The 20,897-nt window shown below is 43.7% G+C and carries 23 protein-coding genes; 10 read left to right on the forward strand and 13 right to left on the reverse strand.

Translation table 11 applies throughout. The features are described from left to right. Nucleotide 1: 1 nt before the first annotated feature. From LBC_RS08485 to LBC_RS08495, 3 genes are read right to left on the reverse strand one after another with little or no spacing between them, the layout of a single operon-like run. Entirely contained in the window at nt 2–556 is a 555-nt protein-coding gene (locus LBC_RS08485; protein ID WP_221254000.1) for an NAD(P)H-dependent oxidoreductase, read from the reverse strand. Beyond that, the gene (locus LBC_RS08490; protein WP_221254001.1) at nt 553–1,254 is read right to left on the reverse strand and encodes a putative quinol monooxygenase; all 702 of its coding nucleotides are present in this window, start codon (nt 1,252–1,254) and stop codon (nt 553–555) included. The genes LBC_RS08485 and LBC_RS08490 overlap by 4 nt, the downstream gene beginning before the upstream one ends. Nucleotides 1,255–1,259: 5 nt before the next feature. Then, nucleotides 1,260–2,009: an SDR family oxidoreductase gene (locus LBC_RS08495; protein ID WP_221254002.1), complete on the reverse strand. Its 750-nt coding sequence runs from the start codon at nt 2,007–2,009 to the stop codon at nt 1,260–1,262. 204 nt (nt 2,010–2,213) lie between these two features. On the opposite strand from LBC_RS08495, the gene LBC_RS08500 reads away from it, so the two are divergent. The 5 genes from LBC_RS08500 to LBC_RS08520 all read left to right on the forward strand — a co-directional run bounded on the left by LBC_RS08500 (nt 2,214) and on the right by LBC_RS08520 (nt 6,556). Continuing rightward, complete coding sequence (locus tag LBC_RS08500; RefSeq protein ID WP_221254003.1) at nt 2,214–3,548, forward strand: hemolysin family protein; 1,335 nt, start codon at nt 2,214–2,216, stop codon at nt 3,546–3,548. Between the two features lie 214 nt (nt 3,549–3,762). Continuing rightward, nucleotides 3,763–4,434, forward strand: coding sequence for an AAC(3) family N-acetyltransferase (locus LBC_RS08505; RefSeq protein ID WP_260173477.1), 672 nt, complete (start codon nt 3,763–3,765; stop codon nt 4,432–4,434). Nucleotides 4,435–4,458: 24 nt separating this feature from the next. After that, nucleotides 4,459–4,689, forward strand: a complete 231-nt coding sequence (locus LBC_RS08510; RefSeq protein ID WP_221254004.1) for an acyl carrier protein — start codon at nt 4,459–4,461, stop codon at nt 4,687–4,689. After that, a complete protein-coding gene (locus LBC_RS08515) occupies nt 4,670–5,410 on the forward strand; it encodes an SDR family NAD(P)-dependent oxidoreductase (RefSeq protein ID WP_221254005.1) in 741 nt (246 codons plus the stop codon). Before LBC_RS08510 ends, LBC_RS08515 begins: the two co-directional genes overlap by 20 nt. Before the next feature lie 42 nt (nt 5,411–5,452). Next, complete coding sequence (locus LBC_RS08520) at nt 5,453–6,556, forward strand: 3-oxoacyl-[acyl-carrier-protein] synthase III C-terminal domain-containing protein (protein WP_221254006.1); 1,104 nt, start codon at nt 5,453–5,455, stop codon at nt 6,554–6,556. A gap of 222 nt (nt 6,557–6,778) precedes the next feature. Here the strand turns inward: LBC_RS08520 and LBC_RS08525 are convergent, their stop codons facing one another. Next, entirely contained in the window at nt 6,779–8,104 is a 1,326-nt protein-coding gene (locus LBC_RS08525) for a hypothetical protein (RefSeq protein WP_221254007.1), read from the reverse strand. A 511-nt stretch (nt 8,105–8,615) separates the two neighbouring features. Next, nucleotides 8,616–12,227, reverse strand: coding sequence for a S8 family serine peptidase (locus LBC_RS08530; protein WP_221254008.1), 3,612 nt, complete (start codon nt 12,225–12,227; stop codon nt 8,616–8,618). Between the two features lie 354 nt (nt 12,228–12,581). On the opposite strand from LBC_RS08530, the gene LBC_RS08535 reads away from it, so the two are divergent. Then, a complete protein-coding gene (locus tag LBC_RS08535) occupies nt 12,582–13,001 on the forward strand; it encodes an RDD family protein (protein WP_221254009.1) in 420 nt (139 codons plus the stop codon). A 60-nt stretch (nt 13,002–13,061) separates the two neighbouring features. After that, nucleotides 13,062–13,583 (forward strand): thiol peroxidase, encoded by a 522-nt coding sequence (gene tpx / locus LBC_RS08540; protein ID WP_221254010.1) that lies wholly within the window; start codon nt 13,062–13,064, stop codon nt 13,581–13,583. Nucleotides 13,584–14,097: 514 nt separating this feature from the next. Here tpx and LBC_RS08545 read toward each other — a convergent pair. Beyond that, nucleotides 14,098–14,703: a zeta toxin family protein gene (locus LBC_RS08545; RefSeq protein ID WP_221254011.1), complete on the reverse strand. Its 606-nt coding sequence runs from the start codon at nt 14,701–14,703 to the stop codon at nt 14,098–14,100. A 72-nt stretch (nt 14,704–14,775) separates the two neighbouring features. Further along, nucleotides 14,776–15,153: a RidA family protein gene (locus LBC_RS08550; protein WP_221254012.1), complete on the reverse strand. Its 378-nt coding sequence runs from the start codon at nt 15,151–15,153 to the stop codon at nt 14,776–14,778. A 108-nt stretch (nt 15,154–15,261) separates the two neighbouring features. Here LBC_RS08550 and LBC_RS08555 point away from each other — a divergent pair, with 108 nt between their 5' ends. The 3 genes from LBC_RS08555 to LBC_RS08565 all read left to right on the forward strand — a co-directional run bounded on the left by LBC_RS08555 (nt 15,262) and on the right by LBC_RS08565 (nt 16,578). After that, complete coding sequence (locus tag LBC_RS08555) at nt 15,262–15,492, forward strand: DUF2798 domain-containing protein (protein ID WP_221254013.1); 231 nt, start codon at nt 15,262–15,264, stop codon at nt 15,490–15,492. Further along, on the forward strand, nt 15,489–15,965 hold the full coding sequence (locus LBC_RS08560) for a cysteine permease (RefSeq protein ID WP_221254014.1): 477 nt from the start codon (nt 15,489–15,491) through the stop codon (nt 15,963–15,965). The genes LBC_RS08555 and LBC_RS08560 overlap by 4 nt, the downstream gene beginning before the upstream one ends. 79 nt (nt 15,966–16,044) lie before the next feature. After that, nucleotides 16,045–16,578, forward strand: a complete 534-nt coding sequence (locus LBC_RS08565; RefSeq protein ID WP_221254015.1) for a DUF1440 domain-containing protein — start codon at nt 16,045–16,047, stop codon at nt 16,576–16,578. A 629-nt stretch (nt 16,579–17,207) separates the two neighbouring features. Here LBC_RS08565 and pyrE read toward each other — a convergent pair. The 6 genes from pyrE to LBC_RS08595 form a co-directional block, all read right to left on the reverse strand. Further along, nucleotides 17,208–17,816: an orotate phosphoribosyltransferase gene (gene pyrE, locus LBC_RS08570; protein WP_221254016.1), complete on the reverse strand. Its 609-nt coding sequence runs from the start codon at nt 17,814–17,816 to the stop codon at nt 17,208–17,210. A gap of 2 nt (nt 17,817–17,818) precedes the next feature. Further along, nucleotides 17,819–18,376 (reverse strand): ribosome recycling factor, encoded by a 558-nt coding sequence (gene frr, locus LBC_RS08575; protein ID WP_221254017.1) that lies wholly within the window; start codon nt 18,374–18,376, stop codon nt 17,819–17,821. Then, complete coding sequence (locus LBC_RS08580; RefSeq protein ID WP_221254018.1) at nt 18,366–19,331, reverse strand: polysaccharide deacetylase family protein; 966 nt, start codon at nt 19,329–19,331, stop codon at nt 18,366–18,368. Before LBC_RS08580 ends, frr begins: the two co-directional genes overlap by 11 nt. A gap of 6 nt (nt 19,332–19,337) precedes the next feature. Then, nucleotides 19,338–19,718 (reverse strand): preprotein translocase subunit SecG, encoded by a 381-nt coding sequence (secG, locus tag LBC_RS08585; RefSeq protein WP_221254019.1) that lies wholly within the window; start codon nt 19,716–19,718, stop codon nt 19,338–19,340. 64 nt (nt 19,719–19,782) lie between these two features. After that, nucleotides 19,783–20,205, reverse strand: coding sequence for a thiamine-phosphate pyrophosphorylase (locus tag LBC_RS08590; RefSeq protein WP_260173407.1), 423 nt, complete (start codon nt 20,203–20,205; stop codon nt 19,783–19,785). Continuing rightward, on the reverse strand, nt 20,189–20,881 hold the full coding sequence (locus LBC_RS08595) for a Bax inhibitor-1/YccA family protein (RefSeq protein WP_221254020.1): 693 nt from the start codon (nt 20,879–20,881) through the stop codon (nt 20,189–20,191). Before LBC_RS08595 ends, LBC_RS08590 begins: the two co-directional genes overlap by 17 nt. Nucleotides 20,882–20,897: the final 16 nt, after the last annotated feature.

A 20,897-nucleotide genomic window follows, 5' to 3' on the forward strand; every position in this document is an offset into this window, starting at 1 on the left:
CCTAGCCCCTTAAGCTTTCAATGAGCGCTATAAGCTCGGCAGCGTAGGCTTTGGCCATTTGGGCTTGCGATTTTGCCGCTGCTTCGTCCCTGCCGACGTAGCTTACGCCGTTTAGGATTTTAATAAAGCGTAAATTTAAATTACAAAGTTTTGCCGTGCTTTCAAACTGCACCAAATATTCATTCATATCGTGCCCTAAAAAGCCATCTTTTTTATACACCGCCTCAGGCGCGCCTGTGCTAAATGAGACGACTAGCTCCTTGCCGCCAAGGCGTGCCGCCGAGCCGTGTGCAAAGCCGTGAGTGAAAACTTCATCGAGCCATTTTTTCATAATTGCAGGCAGGCTATACCAGTAAAATGGAAACTGCCAGACGATAATATCCGCCCAAAGCAGGGCTTCTTGCTCGGCTGGCACATCGATTTTATAGTCCTTATAAAGCTCGCCTAGATTTCGGATTTGCACGCCACTAAGCTTAGCTAGCTCGGCTAAAATCGCCGCATTTGCGACTGATTTGCTCAAATCTGGGTGTCCCGAGATGATTAAAACATTTTTCATTTTTGTCCTTTTTCAAATTTAAACTCGCCCCTATTTTGTAGCAAAAATGGGCTGATTTTGATAATCTTCTTACTCGCTACCATATCCTTGCTTTGGCTTATGTAAAGCTTAAAATGCTCCGTCTGCCTGTGGCTTTCATACGCTTGCTCGCTCGCATAAATTTCAAAAAAATACCAGCGCTTTGGCTCGCTCTCATCGCTTGCCGCCCACATCGCCAGCACGCCGCTTTCAAGGCTAAAAGCCTGCTTCATTTCAGGCACTACCACGCTTTTAAAAGCATGCTCGTAGCCATCTTTTAGCTCGATGATGGCTAGATTTACTATCGTGCTAGCCTCCTGCGCAAAGGGCTTTTGCAGCACGATTTGTGGCACAAGATTAAATTTAGTCTTTTCGCCTTTTAAAATCACTGGCGCAGCCTTTAAAAACTCCTGATACTGGGGCGAGCGAAGGTGATTTTCATACTCTGCTTTGCCAGCATAAAGCTCGGCTATGTAAGCACTCTTGCCGCTATTTTCAAAGCCTAGATACATCGCTTCTGCGTCATTTTTGCTTGCAATTGAAGTCGTGATATTGTGCCTTGCCACGCTTTTAAACTCGTGCGCGTCACCCACACCAAGCTTGAATAAATTTAAAACAGGCACTTCATCGCCAAAAGCCAAAGTAAAACAAGCCAAAAACGCCAAAACAAACCGCCACATAATCGCTACCATGACTGATTTACTGGCGTGACAGCCATATCGCACACGCTCGTATCATCTGGCAGGCTTAGGGCATACGCCACCACGCTAGCCACCCTATCGGCTGGGATTTGGTGGGCTTTATAAAGTGCGGCGTAGCCATCTTTGGTCGCTTCATCTGTGATGTGGCTTATTAGCTCTGAATGCACGGCGGCTGGGTAGATGGTGGTCGTTTTTATGTTCGCCCCGCTTGCAGCGCTCTCCATTCGTAGGCTATCCATTAGCGCTTTTACCGCCCATTTGCTAGCGCAATACACCCCCGCCCCTGGGTAGGTCTTTAGCCCTGCTACTGATGAGTTGGCTATGAAGTGTCCGCTCTTTTGCTGCGTAAAAATCGGCAAAAACGCCGCTATGCCGTAAAGCACGCCCTTAATGTTAATATCGACTATCAAATCCCAGTTCTTCACTTCAAGCGCAGCTAGGGGCGAGTTTGGCATTACGCCTGCGTTTAAAAACACCGCATCAACGCGCCCATACTGGCTTAGTGCAAAGCTGGCTAGGGCTTTATTTGCTTGCTCATTTGCTACGTCTGTGGCTAGGTAGCAGGCCTCGCCGCCATTTGCTTTTATGGCGCTAGCTATCTCTTTTAGCCGCTCATCTCTGCGTGCGGCTAGGACTAGCTTTGCGCCCTGGCTGGCTAGTGCATGCGCGGTGGCTTCGCCTATGCCTGAGCTAGCCCCAGTTATCACTACGACTTTATCTTTTAGTTTTTGCATTTTTGCTCCTTTGATTTTGGTTACAAAATTATAGTCAATTTCTTGCAAACAGACGTAGAATAAATTTGCAAATTCCTTGCACTTTTTGACAAATTTTGCCCCCACCTAGCCAAAGCAAGCAAAACAAACGCAGGCCACTAGCTTTAAATTCCACCAAAAATCTGCTATAATAGCCACCAAATTTATCACACAAAGGATACACACTTGCACCCCAGTAGCGACAATTCGCTTTTTATGATAGCCCTAGCTGTCTTTTTTATCTTTCTAAACGCCTTTTTCGTCCTTTCAGAGTTTTGCCTTGTCAAAGTCCGTCGCAGTCGCCTTGAAGAGCTTATCAAAGAGCGAGTAGCAAACGCTCAGCTAGCCCTAAATATGACCTCCCGCCTAGACACCTATCTCTCCGCCACCCAGCTTGGCATCACGCTTAGCTCGCTTGCGCTTGGCTGGATAGGCGAGCCAGCCATCGCAAGGGTGCTTGACGAGGCACTCGCGCCGCTTTTTAACGGCAACGACCTAGCCCTGCACTCCGTTAGCTTTGCGATCGCATTTACTCTTATAACGCTGCTTCACGTCGTCCTTGGCGAGCTAGTGCCAAAGAGCATAGCCATAGCCAAAGCCGAGTCTAGCGTGCTTAAAATCGCACGCCCACTGCACCTTTTTTGGCTCGTTTTTTCTCCTGTGATTAAGACCTTTGACCTGCTTGCTGCGGCTGGGCTAAAGCTGCTGGGGATTAAGCCAGCTAAGGAGAGCGAGATAGCCCACTCTGAAGAGGAGATAAAAATCATAGTCGGCGAGAGCCTAAAAGGCGGCGTGCTCGATAGCTTTGAAACCGAGATAATCAAAAATGCCGTCGATTTTAGCGACACGGTGGCAAAGGAGATAATGACGCCACGCAAGGATATGGTCTGTTTAAACAAGCAGCGTAGCTTTGATGAGAATTTAAAGCTCGTTTATGAGAGCAAATATACACGCTACCCCTACATCGACGGCAGCAAGGATAACATCATCGGAATGGTGCATATTAGGGATATTTTGAGCCTGCATTTTGATGAGAAAAAGAGCAAAACTCTTGATGATATCGTGCGTAAATTTGTCATCGTCCCTGAAAATCTCTCAATCTCAAAGGTGCTGCTAACGATGAATAAGCAGCAAATCTCAGCAGCGCTTGTGATGGATGAATATGGTGGGACGGCGGGGCTACTTACGATGGAGGATATTATCGAAGAGATACTGGGAGATCTAAACGACGAGCACGATGAAGCCGAGAGCGGCTACCGCAAGATAAGCGATGATATTTATGAGTTTAGTGGACGCTACGAGCTTGAAGAGGCGGCTGAAATCCTAGGCGTGGGCTTTGATAATGAAGCCGAGCAGGTAACCATCGGCGGCTATGTGTTTAATCTCATCGGCCGCCTGCCTGTGGCGGGAGATAGGGTTGAGGATGAAAACTGCTATTATGAAGTACGCAAAATGGAAGGCACTGCGATAAAGACGCTAAAAGTCAGGCTAAAAAGAGCGGAGACCGAAAATGTGGAATAAGAATGTGAAAAACCCATTGATAACAATATTGATTAAATTTTAAACAACATAGGGCAAAAAATGAAAAATTTAAACCTACGCAAAATGCGTAAAATAGGCACAGGGGGGGGGTAGAACAGCTCTTTCAAGACTAGCCAACGGTAAAATCCTATACCTAAGCGACTTTAAAACTCTTATTAAAAAAGTTGGGATAAAATCTGGCGATACGGTATTAATACACTCTGAAATATTTCATCTAGGAAGTCCGTTACTGCCTGCTAAAGAGTACCTAAAAACTCTAGCAAATGAAATCATTAATGCCATAGGCAAAACTGGCACACTTGTGGCACCAACATACACTTATAGTTTTTGCGAAAATAAAATCTATAATCCAACTATGAGCTACTCAAAAATGGGTGCTTTGAATGAATTTATTCGCAAAAATTACGCCACACATCGTACATTTGATGCAAACTTCTCCCATGCTCTACTAGGCAAAAATTCAGAACGGCTAATGCGCGCAAACAGCCATGATACATTTGGCAAGGATGGGTTTTTTGCCGCCTTTAAAGCCCTAAACGGCAAGGTCTTGTTGTTAGGAGATGATAAAATAGGTGGCACACTATTTCACCATGTCGAAAAAATGGCAGGGGTAAGCTACAGATTTGACAAGAAATTTAAAGGTATTTTGCAGATTAATGATGAAAAAACACCACATCTAAACATCTTTTTCGCACGTAAACTCGACACACCAAGCATCGCAAGACCACAAAACTACATAAAACGCAGCCTAAAAAGCTATAAAATCGCCAAAATAAAAAATGTAGTCGTCGCTAGCTATGGTGCAAAAGAGCATTTCAAAAAAACTATAAAAAAGCTTAAAAAAGATGAAAAATGCTTTTTGTAATTTTAAAATTTAAAGGAGAAATCTATGAAAAAAGATGAATTTTTAGTCGCATTTTGCGAGCTTTTACAACGCGATGAGAGTGTGAGTGAGAGCACAAGGCTTTTTGATTTAGAAGAGTGGGACTCGCTTGCATATTTAAATTTAATGAGCTTTTTTGCCGAGCATTTTGGAATTAGAATAGAACCAAATACTCTCAAAGAGTGTCAAAATGTAGCTGATATAATAAATCTAGCAAATGGCAAAATCAACGCTTAGCGGACTATATCTAGTAACTGGCGCAAGTAGTGGCATAGGACTTGAATGCGCTCGCTCTATTATAAAATCAGGTGCTAGTGTCATAGCGGTACATCGTAGCGAAAGTGGCTTGAATAAACTAAAATCTAGCCTAAATGATAGCGAAAAAACTAGACTAATCCATGAGCCAAAAGAGCTTTTAGAAAACGTCAATACCCAAAAGAAGTGGGTATTAGAACTTAGTAAAAAGTACGGCAGATTAGCTGGTGGAGTACTAAGCGCTGGCGTGATGGATGATGTGCCAGTTTCAGCGGGTGATTTTATAATAAAAACAAAACAGATATTTCAGATAAATTTATTCAGCACATTAGCACTTGCAAGTGGGCTGTGTGATAGAAGGGTGTTAGACGGAGATAATAAAAGCATAGTCGCCATATCAAGCCTAGCCGCATACCGTAGCATAATAGGCACAACAGCCTACACCGCAAGCAAAGCCGCGTTAAATGCAGCATTTAGAGTGATTGCAAAAGAAGTTGCTAGGCTAAATATAAGAGTAAACACAATCTCGCCTGGCTTTATAAAATCACCAAACAAAGCTGGAGAAATAACCGCTAGTGATGTAGCTAAGCTCTCAATATTTTTACTAAGTAAAGAAGCAATCCATATAAGCGGAGCTGATTTTATGTTAAGCTCAAAAGGTTGCCTAAAAGCAAAACAAAAGCACAATAAATTTATAATTTAAAAGACACTTTAAAGCCATGCTCTACAAAGGCGTGCAACAAAAATGTCAAAGCACAAAGTCATAGGAAAAATAAAAATGAGTAGCGTAAAATTTACAAAAGCAAAAATAAGCGCGGTCGCCACCTGCGTGCCCGAGTTTAGCGTGCATTTGCGCGATGAGTGCGATAAAATTTATGGTGGAAATAGGCAGAAGCTAGAAAAAATCATAAAAACCATAAAGCTAGACAAGCGCCACATAGTCCGAGGATACACCACCGCAAGCGATTTAAGTCATGCAGCTGCTACCGAGCTTTTTAATGGCGGCATAGAAAAAGATAACATAGACGCACTCATTTGCGTTACGCAGACGCCTGATTTTATGATGCCATCAAACGCAGCCTATCTACACGGCAAGCTGGGATTAAGCGAAGAATGTAGCTTTTTTGACGTAAATCAAGGTTGCGCTGGCTATGTGTATGGGCTGTGGCTTGCATTTAGCCTCATCGAAAGTGGTGCAGCAAGCAAGGTACTGCTATTAGTAGGCGATACGATAAGTCGGACCATAAGCCAAAGCGACACCAATCTAGCCCCGCTAATAGGCGACGGTGCAAGCGCTACTGTGATAGAAAAAAGCCAGAGCGAAAGCTACTTTGAGATACTCTCAAATGGGGAGAAATTTGAGACCATTATCCGCCCAAATAGCGGCTTTCGCAACGCTAGTAGCAGCTTTTTTAAAGACAAGCGCATACTAGAAGCAAGCAATCTAAGAAGCATGAACGACATGTATATGGACGGAGCTGGGGTATTTGATTTTGTGCTTCACTGTGTGCCGCCGCTACTTAGCCGCACTCTTAAAAGTGCTGGCAAAAGCGCAGATGAGATCGATTTTTTATTGCTTCATCAGGCGAATGAATTTATGCTAAACAAAGTCGCAAAGAGCGCTGGCTTTAGCGAGGAGCAAATCCCACAAGGGCTAACCGCCCAGTACGGCAACCTAGGCAGTGCTAGCATACCAGCTATCATCACGCACTCCATAGGAGAGGGGTTACAACAGGATAAACGCCTAAGCGTAGCTATGGCTGGATTTGGTGTGGGTCTTAGCTGGGCTGGGGCCGTACTAGAGCTTGACGGTATTTACACGCCACCTATGGTGTTTTTAAAAGAATAATGACACAACCAATAAAGACTTTAGCGAGGCTTTAAATTTATTAGGATTTTTGCGCCTGCGACTAGTCTAATCTGGCAGCCTTTAGCTGGGCTTGCAAGATGACAAAGAAAAGCAAGAAATTTGATTAAAGATAGCCTAAATTGCAATATATCGGTGCGAGAATTTAATATTAGGTTAAATTTTAGCCTAGCTGATTTAGATGGCTTGAGATTAAATTTATACTTAATTTTTAGCCAGCCACAGGGTGTTTATGGCAACGGCGGATAGAATGATTGCTCCACCGATAAAGATAGCAAATGTCGGCACCTCACCCAAAATTGCCCAGCCAAAAAGCGGAGCAAAAACGCTCTCAAGGATCAGCAAAAGCCCCACAAATGCAGGTGCTAGCCCAGAAGCTCCACGTCTAAGCAAAAGTCTAGAAATCGGCGTAAGCACTAGCCCCATAAAAATAATAAGCCCCAGTCCACTAATTCCAAAAGCATGTTGCGTCTTTGTGATATTTTTAAGCCCATCTAGCCACAAATACCATTCCTTACTATCTTTATCACTTGCATGCTCTAACACACTAAAACTAGGGCTAATAACCACACTATTAAGCCTAGCCAGTGGCAAATTAGCCTGCGCTACCAACCCACAGAGATTAGCCAAATCAAAGCTGTGCCATGGCTTTAAGTAGCCAAAGGTAATAAAATCGCTTTTTATACCCATTTTACATTTATTAAGCTTATCCAAGCGCGAATGCTCGCCTGTGTTATCGCTACTAGCACTGCTAAGAACATACACGCTTAAATTATCAGGCATTTGCGCAAAAAGCGCCTCCACGCCTTTGCTAGCTATAAAATATCCGCCTACACTAAGCCCATCTAGCGGAAAAACCCAGCCATTTTTGCTAAATTTTTCGCCCATCTCGCCTAGGCTAGCTCTACCAGCTATGACTTTAAGACCCAAATCCTCACTCTCATACCATAGCCCAATTGTACCCAAAACCACAAGCACGCCACTGCCAATAACTGCCGTCGTTGCCGAACTCACACGCTCAAAGCTCGCCCACACCACAAAAAGCAGCGAGTAGAACAAAAGGCAAGCAAGGCTAGCCACCAGCCCCATCACGCCCACTTCGCCAAGCCCTCCACCTACTATGACAGCCAGCCCAACCGCTACAAAAAACGCTGCTACAAATACGCTTAGGCTCGTCTTTTTACCCAGCCACAGCCAGCTAATCACCGCACAGCTAACAGGAGTAGCGGCAAGCACGAGCGTAGGTAGGGCTATGCCAGAGAGCTTAACTGCGGTAAAAAAGCTTAAATTTGATAATCCCATAGCCAGCCCAGCGAGCCAGCCAGCCATGCCAGATAAGCCAAAGCTACGCCTAATCCCAGCCCTACTAACGGCTAAAATCGCAAGATTTGCCAGCCCAAAAGCCAGCCCAAAAACCACCGCAAAACCAAAGCTATCCCCACCGCTAAGCCTGATAATAACCCCCTCAAAGCTCATCAGCACCACCCCAGCAAGCACCAAAGCCACTTGGTTTTTAAACTTATCCGCCATTTAACGCCCTGTTTTGTCAAATTCTAGGAGCATTATAGCCTTATTTTGCTAAAAAGGGCTAGGCAAAATCGCACAATTTTGGGGGCTTTGGATAAATTTAGTTTGCAAAAAGTAGGGAGGGGGGGGGTGAATTTAAATTTGGCTAGTTTTTAAAATTTGCTAGCACAAAACGCCAAAACGATAGGTAAACCAAAAGAGCAGAATCACAAAAGCAAAGCCACGCAGGATAAAATTCACTAACAAATTTAAAATTTAAACCATAACACACACCGCTAATTCGCACCAGTATCCGTAACACTTCACGGCGTCGAAGCGAGTTAAAAGCGTGGCAAGGCTTTGGTGTAAAATCCAAAAACACTCGCTACTTTTATACGAGCGACAAGCCCCACTTAACGCATGGTACAAGGCTTATTTTTAAATTTTTAAAGCGTTAGTATTGTTTAAAAAGTCAAATCCGCTCACGCATTAGGTGGCACGTTTAGGCAAGCCAGCGCTAAAACGCAAAACCAGCCTAAAATCTATAAGCCAGCTCCACTCTAGCGCCATTTTCGCCCTTTAAATCGCTAATCGCACGCACGCTAGCCGCGACACTGCCCCACGATTTAGAATATCCCAGCCACAGCTGTTGGCCTAGATTGCTCTTTGGTGTGGTTTTAAGCGTAGCAGCGACTTCGTTAACCCCATCGCTTAGCCTGCCCTTTAGCTCGCTAGGACTATCGCCAAAGTGCCTATACACCGCATATCCAGCCTCAAGCCCTCCAAGTCCCACGCTCACACCCACACCAAGCTCACGCCTGTGCTTTTTCTGAGCTAGGGTATCAAGCCACACGCCATTACTTACGCTTTGGCTCCGGTTTGACCGCACCCTATCAAGCCCAAACCCAACGCTAGCAAAAGGCGTAACGCTCGCTCCAAAAGCCTCAAAGCTCGCTCCACCCACCGCACGCAGGCTAAAACTATGAGTGTGCATTCCTAGCGTCTTGTCAAAATAGTCCGTATAATCGCCCAAAACAGCCGCCCTAAAAGTCTGTCCAAAGCCCACGCCAAGCCCCAGCCCACGCACTCTAGCCTCATCTATCTTGCCCTCTCGCACGCTCGCTCTTAGCCCCACATTTTCACTAGCTAGGCTAGCTTGCAGGCTGCGGACGCTACCGCTGCTTAGCCACTGCGTGCTGGCTTTTAGCTCGCTTAAAAATGGCTTAATCGCACTAGCGTCATCGAGTGCGCCAAAATACGCCCTAGCCCTGCTGGCTCGCTGATAGGACTTCGCTTGTCTCTCTCCGCCTAGGCTAAGAAGCAAGTCTCTAAGCTCGCTATCGCTCATTAAGGGCAAAGCACTAGCCAGCAAGCCAAAGCCGCTACTAGCTGGGGTTAACGTAGCAGAAGCTGTGCTTGGCAAAGCGGTGGTGCTAGGGCTTGACGCGCTAGATAGAACCACAGAGCCAGCACTAGCAGGCGTAGCCGTATCATTAGCCGCAACTCTAGCTAAGCCGCTGCTAGCTGGGGTTAAATTTAAACCATCCCCATTTTCATCGCTAGCCACAGAGCGTATTGCACGCCGTAGCGTCGTAGCCCCCGCACTAGCGGCTGCGTCGTGTGCCAGCCCTAGATTAGATAGCATAGCCTTATCACCTGCGTAGTCCATACTTACCTTTATGGCGTCGTAGTTTTGTCCGCTCACGCTAAAGCTAATTTTCTCGCTTTTTAAATTTGAAAACGCCGCATTCATACTCTGCGTCGTGGCACTAAAGCCGCCTGTAATGCCGCCCTTTGCGATTAGGGCGTTTTCGGCTAGACTAAAGCCGCTGCCATTTTTAAGGGCATAAGCGTGCTTTATACCTGCGATATTTAGCGTGCCTGCTAGGCTAGCACTGCCTGCTACGGCTAGGGGCTCGCCCAGCAGGACGTTTAGCTTTGCGTTAGCTTCTTGCGTAAAGTTGCCCGCAATTAGCATAGAGCGGTTATTTCGCTCTTCGTTTAAATTTGCATTTGGATTAAATTTAGCGCTTGAAAAAATCGAGTAGGCATTTAGCACGCCCTTGTTATAGACATCCTTTAGCACGCCAGAGCCGTAAAGTGTGCCGTCATTTGCAATGATGGTATCTGAGCTAGTCTGGATGCCGTCTATATTTAGCACGCCGCCTTGCCCCACACGAGTGCTGCCCTTATAGGTGTTTAGCCCTGAAAGGGAGAGGGCATTATTCTCGCCGCTGCCGACGACTATTAGCCCATAATTGCCGCTAATGTCATTAGCAAATTTAAATATCTCGCCAGCCCTGCCAGCTCTTTTATCTAGGTTATGATCTAAATCCGCCACAAAATCCTCACCCCAAAACTGAGCCGGCCCGTATATAGCAAGGTGAGGCTGGATAAGTCCCCAGCCGTAGGTATATTTATCGCCCAGATCCTTTGCCGTCGTTAGCAGGGCTTGCTGCACTCCGTGAGCGTCAAGAAAGGGCAGCACGCTACGCACCAGTGCTGCAGCACCAGCCACGTATGGCGCTGCCATAGATGTGCCTTGTTCGACGTGATAGGCATTCTCTACCTTATCGTGATAATACGTATCCCCATAAGCCACCAAGCAAAAATCTTTAAATTCTCCGCATTTAAAGGAGTATCTAGCAATGCTTGCATTTGCCTCTACTGCACCTACGGCAATTAGCTGGCGATTTAGCTCTGGATATTTATCTTGTTCATAATGGGCAATTAATGGCACTTGATTTCTTTTGCCTTGATTAAAATCATAAGTGCCATTTCCCAAGGATATAGCTACAAAAAGATCATTTTCTCTTAAATATTTAGCCAAAGCTTTTGCGTTTGAGTCGCTTCTATATCCCTTTCTAAGCTCATCTATAGTCATATAGTATCCATAAGAAAAGCTTAAAACGCCTATTTTATTATTATTTACTATGTTATAAAATAGTTCTGAGCGTATAAAATCATCATCTATACGCCTATTATCATATGTTCCGTGCATTCCTAAAAACGCCACCCAGCCATTATCTCTCATAAAATCAAGCTTTAAATCGTATTGCGAATATTCTTTTGGTAAATTTGTCCCAATATCGCCGATGATAACATTTGAAACTATATCGCCGTGAGTCGGAGCGTCAAATTTTGCAACGCCAAGGTCGTTGTAGTAATAATTTACCCCTCCCTTAAACGCACCATAATAAAGCCCAAGCCTATTTGTAATAGCAGTATCAGCTATTAAAACTCGCCCGCTAATCGCATCATAAAGCGGAGCGTAAGCGTTTAGGCTGTAGGCTATGCCAGCTGGGTTTAGCCATACATTGGCGTCTAGGTCGGTTCGCTTGTCTCTTTGTAGCCGAGAGAGGACATTGAATTCAAAAAGCTCGTGTATCCTTGAAGCACCATATCTAAGCTTACTATCTAGCGTTGCATAGTCATCTACTTGCACTATCGCAGCTTCTTGGCTAAGGGCATTTGTGCTAGCTAGGATTTTTATGCCGTCATAATCAGAAAGGATTGAGTTTTTATACACCGGTATCCTAGCTCCAGCAGAAATGTAGCTTTCCGCGGTCGAGCGTCTGTTTCTAGACGCCATATCGTCTCTTGCCACGCTGCTAAGTAGAGAGTCGGCTCTTTTGCTTAGGTCAGTCTGCGAACTTGGCACTGGGCTAGTCAAACTAGCCGTGCTAGACCATAGCGGAGTGGAGGGTTTTACTGGGTTTAAGGCTGCGTCATTACTTTTAAAAAGTGTCCTGCTAAATGGTATATAGCTATTCAAATTTGACGAAGAGCTTGGTGCTGGATTTACAAGCCCGGGCTGATTTATCGGAGTTGGCGATATGATAGGCTGAGTGATGGGTGCGCTGGGCTTAGGCGAAACTGGCGGTGCTATGGGCTGCGTGATGGGTGCGCTAGGATTTGGCGAAACTATGGGCCTGCTTGAGCCTTGGCTTGGAGCTGGAGCTGGAGCTGGACTTGGGGTTTGACTACCTTGGTTTGGGCTTGGTACTTGCTTGTTCTGTTTTGGACTTGGACTTGGTGCTTGGCTGCCTTGATAGCTTGGGGCTGGTGAGCTCCCGCCTCCACCACCCCCACCACCACAGCCAGCTAAACAGATGGCAAGTATTAGTGATAAGTTTAAATTTTTCATAAATAAATTATATCTTTAGTAAACTTAAAGGAAAAAATAAAGCCCAAAAGTCTTAAATTTAAACTAAATTTAATTATTATACTAGGTTAGCAGTCAAGCCGTACTTCAAAAGAAAAACTCGCAAAACTAGGCCAAAAAACTGCAAAACATATCCAAATGTCAATCAAAAATACAATAAAGTGCCATTTTAACATAGAAGGCACGGAATAAATTTAAAATTACAAATCAAAACAATCTCACATTAAAATTAGACCAAACTAAAAATTTAAGTGGTTTAGAATACGCAAGCAATAAATTTAAAAAGTCAAAATCTTAAGCCCAAACTTGATAAAATACTGACAAAAAAGGAAGTAAATGTCAAGACAAAAAGCCCTGCCAGCACCTATTTTTAGCCGAGTTAAGGCATTTATCATAGATATGTTTATAATCCTTATGCCGATTTTATACATCACCACGTACGTTATTTTAGGCGGCAAAAGCGAGTTTTTAAACAGTCAGATCGCCATTTTTATATGCCAGGCTCTTTTTGGTGTGATTGCTAGCGCATTTTACTCCATAAGCGCACAAACCCCAGGCTACAAAGCCCAGCAAATGTATCTAATCGACATAAAATCTGGCAAAAAAGTGAGCTTTTTCCGTGCATTTTTGAGATTTGTCTGCTTTGCACTAGCAGGTGCTAGCGTGGTTGGGCTAATGCTAGCGTTTTTTAGACGAGATAAGATGAACCTACACGACATTCTCACGCAGACTTTGCCTGTTTGTAAAAAGAACTAAACTTGTCTGTTTAAGTAAAAATGTGCTAGTATAATCAAACTTTTACTAAAAGGAGAAAAAATGGCAACATTTCAAGGAACGCCTGTAAAAATAGAAGGCACTAGCGTCGAAGTCGGACAAGTCGCACCAAAAGTCGAAGTAGTCGGCAAAGACCTAAACGTGGTAACAATCGGCGGTAGCGACAAAACTCAAGTCGTAGTCGTAGTGCCATCGCTTGACACTGGCGTATGTGCAGCTGAGGCACGCAAATTTAACGAAAAAGCAGCCTCAAAGCCTGGCGTTGAAGTTGTGGTGGTGAGTATGGATTTGCCTTTTGCGATGGGACGATTTTGCACGACTGAAGGCATAGAAAACCTGGTTGTAGCGAGCGATTTTAGGGGTGCGAAGTTTGGCAAGGCTTACGGCGTACTTATCGGTGATAGCGTGCTTGAGGGCTTGCTGGCTAGGGCGATTTTTGTCATTAAAGACGGCGTGGTAATCCATAAACAAATCGTACCTGAAATCACAGAAGAGCCAAACTACGATGCGGTGTTTGAAGCGCTAAAATCAAGTGGCGGCTGCGGCTGCGGAAGCTGCCATTAATGGCTTGCTAGCCCCTATTTTTGGGGCTAGGATTTAATATTTACCTTTTTCTAACTTTTTGGCTAAGCTAGCACTTCTAAGCTAAAGCAGAGATAAATTTAATCATTTCTAGCAAAACCTAGTAGTAGCAAAATACGATAAAAAGGTTATTTTGACCTTGTTTTAAATTTCTATGTGCTTAATTTTAACCGCTTTGTAAAGTCGTCTGCGAAATTTACCGCCCAGCCAAAGCTTCTGCAAAACTTAAAAATAGCCAAAATTCCACCCTATTTTTAAATATTAGCCCTATTTAAAAAAGTATTGCTTTTTAGTGGCACTAAAGCAAGTGCAGCGCCCCTGATTCGTGCCAGTAGTATAAGGCATTACCACCATTGCAAAGCAATGTTGGCACGATTTTTAGCACTGCGAAGTGGCTTAGCGCAAAAATCGGCACTAAGACCGCTCATATACGTGATACTGGCTTGCCAAAACCAAATTAAAATTTTAAGAAAGCAATGCTTTTTTAAAACAGAGCCTAAATATCTTTAACCACGCCTTCAAACCACGGCACATTTTCATCTAGGATTTTTTCTATTTTGCCATTTTTCTTAACGGCAACCAGCTTTAAATTTGACAGCTGCTGGTCTTGCTCGTTTGCTATATGAGCGCAATTATCATAAAAGAATATCTCATCGCACAGGGGCAGAGCGATGGCTAGGTTCTTAAAGCTCTGCGAGTATCTGCGCTCCAGCACAGCTTCATCGATGCTGTGTCCGTTTTTGGCTACCCTTATAGCCACCCTTTGTTTTGAAAGCGCCACGCTATCAAGCCCCACGTAAAAAAGCGTGATGTGATAGCCTTTTTCTTTGGCAAGCTTAATAAATTTAATTATCCCGTGTCCGCTTAAAGTCGTTTCTATATTAAAATCTATACCACGACTTAGATACGATTTTCTTAGGGATAGTGCGATTTTGGCGGCTCTATTTTGGTCTTTTTGGCTCTTCCAGTTGCCAAATTCTTTGACTATTTCGCCCGGGTTTATCCTAGCTCCAAAAAAGCCATCTTTATAAAGCTGATTTACATAAAAAGTCGATTTTCCAGCTCCATCTACACCAGCAAAAATGTAAAGTTGTTTCGCCATATAGGCTTCCTGCACAAGCTTAAATTTAAAAACCAAAGCCCCCTTGATTAAAAAAAAAGGGGGGGCAAAGCGCTACTTTAGCCTTGCTATCATCTCGATTTCGACTTTTACGCCCTTTGGTAAGTCCCTAACGGCAAAGGCTGAACGCGCTGGAAAATCGGTGCTAAAATAGCTCGCATAGACCTCATTCATACCAGCAAAATCATCAATGCTAGCAAGCAAAACCGTGCTTTTTACCACATCATCAAAACCCAGTCCAGCCGCAGCTAGCACCGCTTTTAGATTATTCATCACCTGCGTGGTTTGTGCCTTTATATCCCCGCCCACTAGCTCACCAGCTGGAGTAAGCGGAATCTGCCCTGAAGTAAAAAGCAGCCCACCAGCCGCCACCGCCTGAGAATACGCTCCCACCGCTGCAGGGGCGTCTTTTGTGCTTATGATTTGTTTCATTTTCTCTCCTTTAAAATTAAAATGATAGCCAAAAGTGCTTTAAGCTTAAATTTACTAATCAAATTTGTCTAAAAATTTGATAAAATAGAGCCTTTTAAAGGAGAAAATTTGATACCCGCTAAATATTTTCGCTTCGTTTTTGGCTTCATTATGGCAGGGATTATGAGCTTTATCATCTCTGGCGTGATGCTTTACATAGCCGTGGGGCTAGTAAGCGGCTTTGGTTGGCTGTGGCTAGTGGGCTGGGGCAAGGCCTTTGTCGTGGCTTATCCTTGCGTCCTAGTCGTCGCACCACTGGCTTCAAAGCTAGCAAGCAAGCTAGTAAGCCAGCCAAAATGACACGCACGAGCCTTGGGGCGAATGAATTTCTAGACGCTTACGTGCTAAATGCTGAGCTAGCAAAGCTGGCTAACGTGAGCGTAAATGCCTACACTTTCTGGGCGTCTGCGGTGGCGGCGAAGTATCCGCATTCACGTGTCGTTTTTTTGCGGCGTGATAGCGTGGCACCTAAGTTTCGGCCGCTTCTAGCGCGCTGCACTAGGCTTGATGGGCTGGTGCTGGCTTCGGCGTTTTGCGCTTTTAGTGGGCTTGCTAGCTCGCATTTGGTGCGATCAAATGGCTCAAGCATTTACTCGCTCATACGCCAAATTAGCGTTTGCGGGGTGAAATTTGTCGATTTGCGGCAGTTTTATGATGATTTGGGGCTTAGCTACGATAAGCAAATTTATATAGAAAAGAGCAAGTTTTTCTCGCCAAGCCCCCTTGAGCGACAGATCCGCCTGACGCCCACACTTTCGCTGGGGTATTATTAAATACTACTTAGATATTAAAATTAAAAATTTATTTACATTTCTGATTTAAAATTTGAAAAATTTATTTAAGGAGTATTGTATGTATTTTACAAATCCTAGCAGCAGACGCTACGGTTTGGCCTTTTTAATAGGCATTTTAGCAGGTGTTTTTGGTGCTATTGTCAAATGGGGCTGGGAGGTGCCTTTCCCACCACGAGATCCAAATGTTTTTTTCCCGCTAGGCGCACTTGAGCGCGTAACTCCGCCAAAGATTTTCCTAGAGCAAATAGGTGCCGCCACGGACTGGGTTTACGTGTTTTCTGGAGTGAGTCAGCCGCTTTCTATTTTTATCGTGCATGTGCTATTTTCGGTCGTTTTTGGAGTGGCGTATTGTATGATTGCGGAGGCGTGGCCGCGCATTAAGATGTGGCAGGGTGCGGTTTTTGGCTTTTTTATCTATCTTTTTGCACACGTCATCGTCATGCCTCTTATTGGCGAAGTACCGCCGCTATCTGAAATGCCGTTAGATGAGCATTTAAGCGAGATTTTTGGGCATATTGTTTGGCTTTGGGGAATGGAGATAGTAAGGCGAGATATAAGAAACAGAATCACAGGTCTACCTGATCCGTCTTAGGCTGGTTTAATAGTATTCGCCCTAGATGCAATTTAGTGAGGAAATTATTTTTCCCGTGGATTATTTTATAGCTAGGGTGGCTTGTCTTACCTTTATTGCTAATGCCCAAACCGCGAAATTTTAATTTTGCTGTGTCTTGGTTTGGGCTTAAATTTATTTAGCTTGGCTTGCTCCGTGGTACGGCTTTTTGCGTCAAACGGCAAACATAAGCGCGTTTATCTCTTAATAAATTTGCTTGCCTATTAGCGTATTTTAGGCTTCTTTGGCAAAACGATATATTATTTAAATAAAAGCAACCTAGGTTTGCTCGCCGACGCTCTAGAAGTTAGCGATGTCGTTAGTGCTACGATAAATTTAAATCCTTAAATTTTAATTATGTTTTGCTGGGAGAGGGTGCATTTAAATTTATTTTACATCAAGGGTTGAGTTTGCTTTGCATTATAACCTTTTTACACTAAAAAAGTGTCTTTAATTACCAGAATACGCTTCGTTTGCAACGACAAAGCTAGAAGTGCGCTATTTTTAAATTTACAATGGGAAATACACACAATATTTTAGAGCAAATTTAAAAAACCAGCACCGCATAAAGCAAAAAGACGGACTGGTTTTTAAATAAATCAAGCAAAAAATTAATTTCCCCTGCTTCCTGGCTTTATCGCTTCACTACCATTAGCACAAAGAGGACAATCATCTGGCTCGTAAATCTCAAACTCAAAGTTTCCAAGGGCAAAAACGGGCTTATTTGCAGGGATTTTACACTCACTTTTTAGCTCGCCATCTATGTTTGCAAGCTTGCAAAAGCTGCGATTTGCCAAAGCGGCAAAGCCTACGACCACGCCACCCATACTCTCTATAACACTTGCGCATTCTAAAGCTGATTTACCTGTGGTGATAATGTCTTCACAGACGATAAAACGCTCGCCATTTTTTACATCAAAGCCACGCCTTAGACTCATCACACCACCCACTCGCTCGGTGAAAATAAAGCGCTTCTCACCAGCGCGTGCTAGCTCATAGCCGGCCAAAATCCCACCAAGAGCTGGCGAGCAAACGCTATCATAATTCACACCAAACTCCGCTATAACAGCACTTAGCTCATCGGCTAGCTTTGCGGCAAGTGTAGGGTTTTCAAGCACCTTTGCACTTTGGAGATAAAACTGGGAATGCTTGCCAGAGCTAAGTAGAAAATGCCCCTGCAAATATGCACCAGCCTCGCGATAAATTTGCTCGATATTCACGCTCACACCTTTAAAAGCTCAGCTTCTTTTTCTTTTACCAAAGTATCGACCTTGGAATTGTAGCTATCGGTGATTTTTTGCACTTCATCTTGAGCTTTTTTGCTCTCATCCTCGGTAATGGCTTTATCTTTTTCTAGTTTTTTTACCTCATCATTTGCATCTTTTCTGATATTTCTGACGCTGATTTTTGCCTTTTCACCCATTGCTTTGGCTTGCTTTGCATTTTCCTGACGCTGCTCTACCGTCATCGGAGGGAAAAATAGCTTAACAGCTTCGCCGTCGCTATTTGGGGTTACGCCTATGTTAGCGGCTTGAATAGCCGTACTAATTGCTTTTATCATACTTTTTTCCCATGGTGTTATAGTGATGGTGCTAGCATCGCTGGCTAGGACTGTGGCGACTTGATTTAGCGGAGTAGGCGAGCCGTAATAATCCACGCTTACATTATCTAAAATACTTATATTAACGCGCCCTGTACGCAACGTACCAAAATCACGACGTAAATGTTCTAGTGCCTTATCGCATGCCTGCTTTTGGTTGTTAAAAACTTCATTTAGCATAGTTATCCTTTGTTAAAATTTTACTTGTTGATTTGTGTCCTACTTTTAAAATTATTCTAGTGGCATACCTAGATATTGGCTTTTTAAATTTATACTCAAGTACGCCATTTTCGAGCTTTACAGGCTTAAAGCCACCCTGCCCACTTACAAAAAGCTTGCCCTCTTTAGCCTCGCTTTTAGTCTTTATCCGCACACCATTTATATAAGAAATCCTAGGAAAATCAGGCAAAACTTCCCACTGTGCATTTAAAAAATCACCAGAAAGAGCAAACGGCAGTGGCGTAAGCTCTGAAACTGGCGTACGGTCTAAATCATCAAGTGGGCTATCATTTGCCACTGCGCCTGTATTTTGGTTAAAAATTGCTTCAAATTTAAACTCTCTTGCGATATTTAGTATACGCTCATCATACTCGCCGTAGGGATAGGCATAGTATTTTGGAGCATATCCCAAGTAGCTTTTAAAAATCTCATAACCCTTGGCAAAATCCTCTCTTACAGCCTTGTCATTTAGCCTTAAAAGATGAGGGTGAGCGTAGGCGTGAAGTCCTATCTCGCCGTATTTTGATGCCTCTTTAATCTGATTAAAACTCATATAATCGCCATACTCCTCTGCACTTGCTTGCACATAGACAAAAAGCACAAAAGGATACCCATACTCACGAAATATAGGAAGCGCCTTTTCATAAAAGCTACGGTAACCGTCATCTATGGCCAAAACCACCCAGCGCTCACCAACTGGCTCTGCGCCATTAATAGCAGCTACTAACCTGCTAGCTGGGACGACTTCGTAGCCATTTTTTTTAAAATACTCAAAATGCTCTCTAAGCCTTTGCGTGCTTATATAAGTGCTTTGGTGTTTTGGCTCCTCAAAGCGATGATAGACCAAAACATGCGCGTCGGCTATGGCAGCTGGCGCAGCTATGACGAGCAATAAAAACGCGACTACCTTTTTCATTTTGGTTTAGTTAGCTGGCGCAGGGGCTTTAGTCTCGTCCTTACTAGCTGGTACTAAAGGAGCCATTGGAACATTAGGTGCAGCAGGGGCATCTGTAGCGGAGGCACTTTGTGCTGCTGGAGGTATTACAGATGGCAGGGTGTCGACTATAGATTTACTTGTCTCTTTGTTGTAAAAATAGCCTAAAGCCAGAGTATTTAGCACAAAAACCACACCGATTACAAACGTAAATTTAGCCAAAAATCCAGCTGGCCCCTTTGCCCCAAACAGACTCTCATTGCTGCCGCTATATGCGCCGAGTCCGATAGATGAGCTTTTTTGCAACAAAACCGCAATGGTAATGATAACAGCTAGGACAAACTGCGAAATCAGAAAAAGAGTTGTCAATTTTTATCCTTAATTTAAAAATATTTTAACTCGAGATTATACTAAAAAAGATTTAAATTTATTGTTAAAGAAGTTTTTCTATATCATAAAGCTCGTATCGAATATGTTTAAAGGTCTCGCTTAAGCTTATGTCAAAGAGTTTAAAGCACTCCTCAAGCACCCTGGCACTCTCTTGTGCGCGCTTTAAATTTGCAGTACTTATATCATCTAAATTAGTCCGATTTAGCTCGCTATCCACACTTTTTTTAAGTACGTCACTTATACTATCACGATACTCCAAAAGCTCGCCTACTTCGAGCTTTGCAAGGTGCCTTAGCCCCTTTATACGACGGCTTAGAGCACTATCATCATAGCCATATCTACGTATATCTTCAACTACTCGGAGTCCCTCTTTTAGGCGGTTTAAATTTGCATCGATTATGCGAGCAAGTTTAGCGCGCAAGCTCTCATCAAGCGCGCTAAAGGCTCTTTTAGTCTCTACTTCCACTAAATGCTCTTAGAATTTGAAGCAGCGAAACAAAAAGGTTTACAAAATCAAGATAAAGCGCAACAGCACCCTCAATAGGCGTCTCATACGCACCTTTTATGATATTTTGCGTATCATAAAGGATAAAAGCACTAAAAACAAAAGCACCAATGCTAGAAATAACAAGAGACGCAGTGCTACTTTGGAAAAATAAATTTATAAGGCTAGCCACTACAAGTATGATAACTGCGATAAATAGCATTTTTCCCATAGCTGAAAAATCACGCTTTGTATTCATAGCAAAAAAACTAAGTCCACCAAATGCTACAGTCGTAAGCGTGAAAGCCTGAGCTACGATTATGCCGCCTTGAGCACTTGCCATCGTAATAGCTATAATAGGAGCTAACGTAAGCCCACTTACAAATGTAAAGGCAAAAAGCAAGATCAAATTCAAAGGTGATTTGCGCTTAGCCGCCTGCAAGCCAAAAAGCAAAGCAAGCTCAGCTATAACAAGCACCCAGTACCCTCCACCTACAAGCGCCCCAGCAAAACCAGTGCCTATATAAGCACCAGCGCTAGCAGCTAGCAAAGAGGCAGCAAAAAGCTGATAAGTCTGCTTGATAAAAGCACTTCTGGAACTCTCAGCATAGCGCTCATTTTCATAAGAGCTAGCGATATTTCTGTCATATAAACTCATATTTACTCCTTAAATT

It is taken from the genome of Campylobacter sp. 19-13652 (assembly GCF_019702925.1).
GTDB lineage: Bacteria > Campylobacterota > Campylobacteria > Campylobacterales > Campylobacteraceae > Campylobacter_A.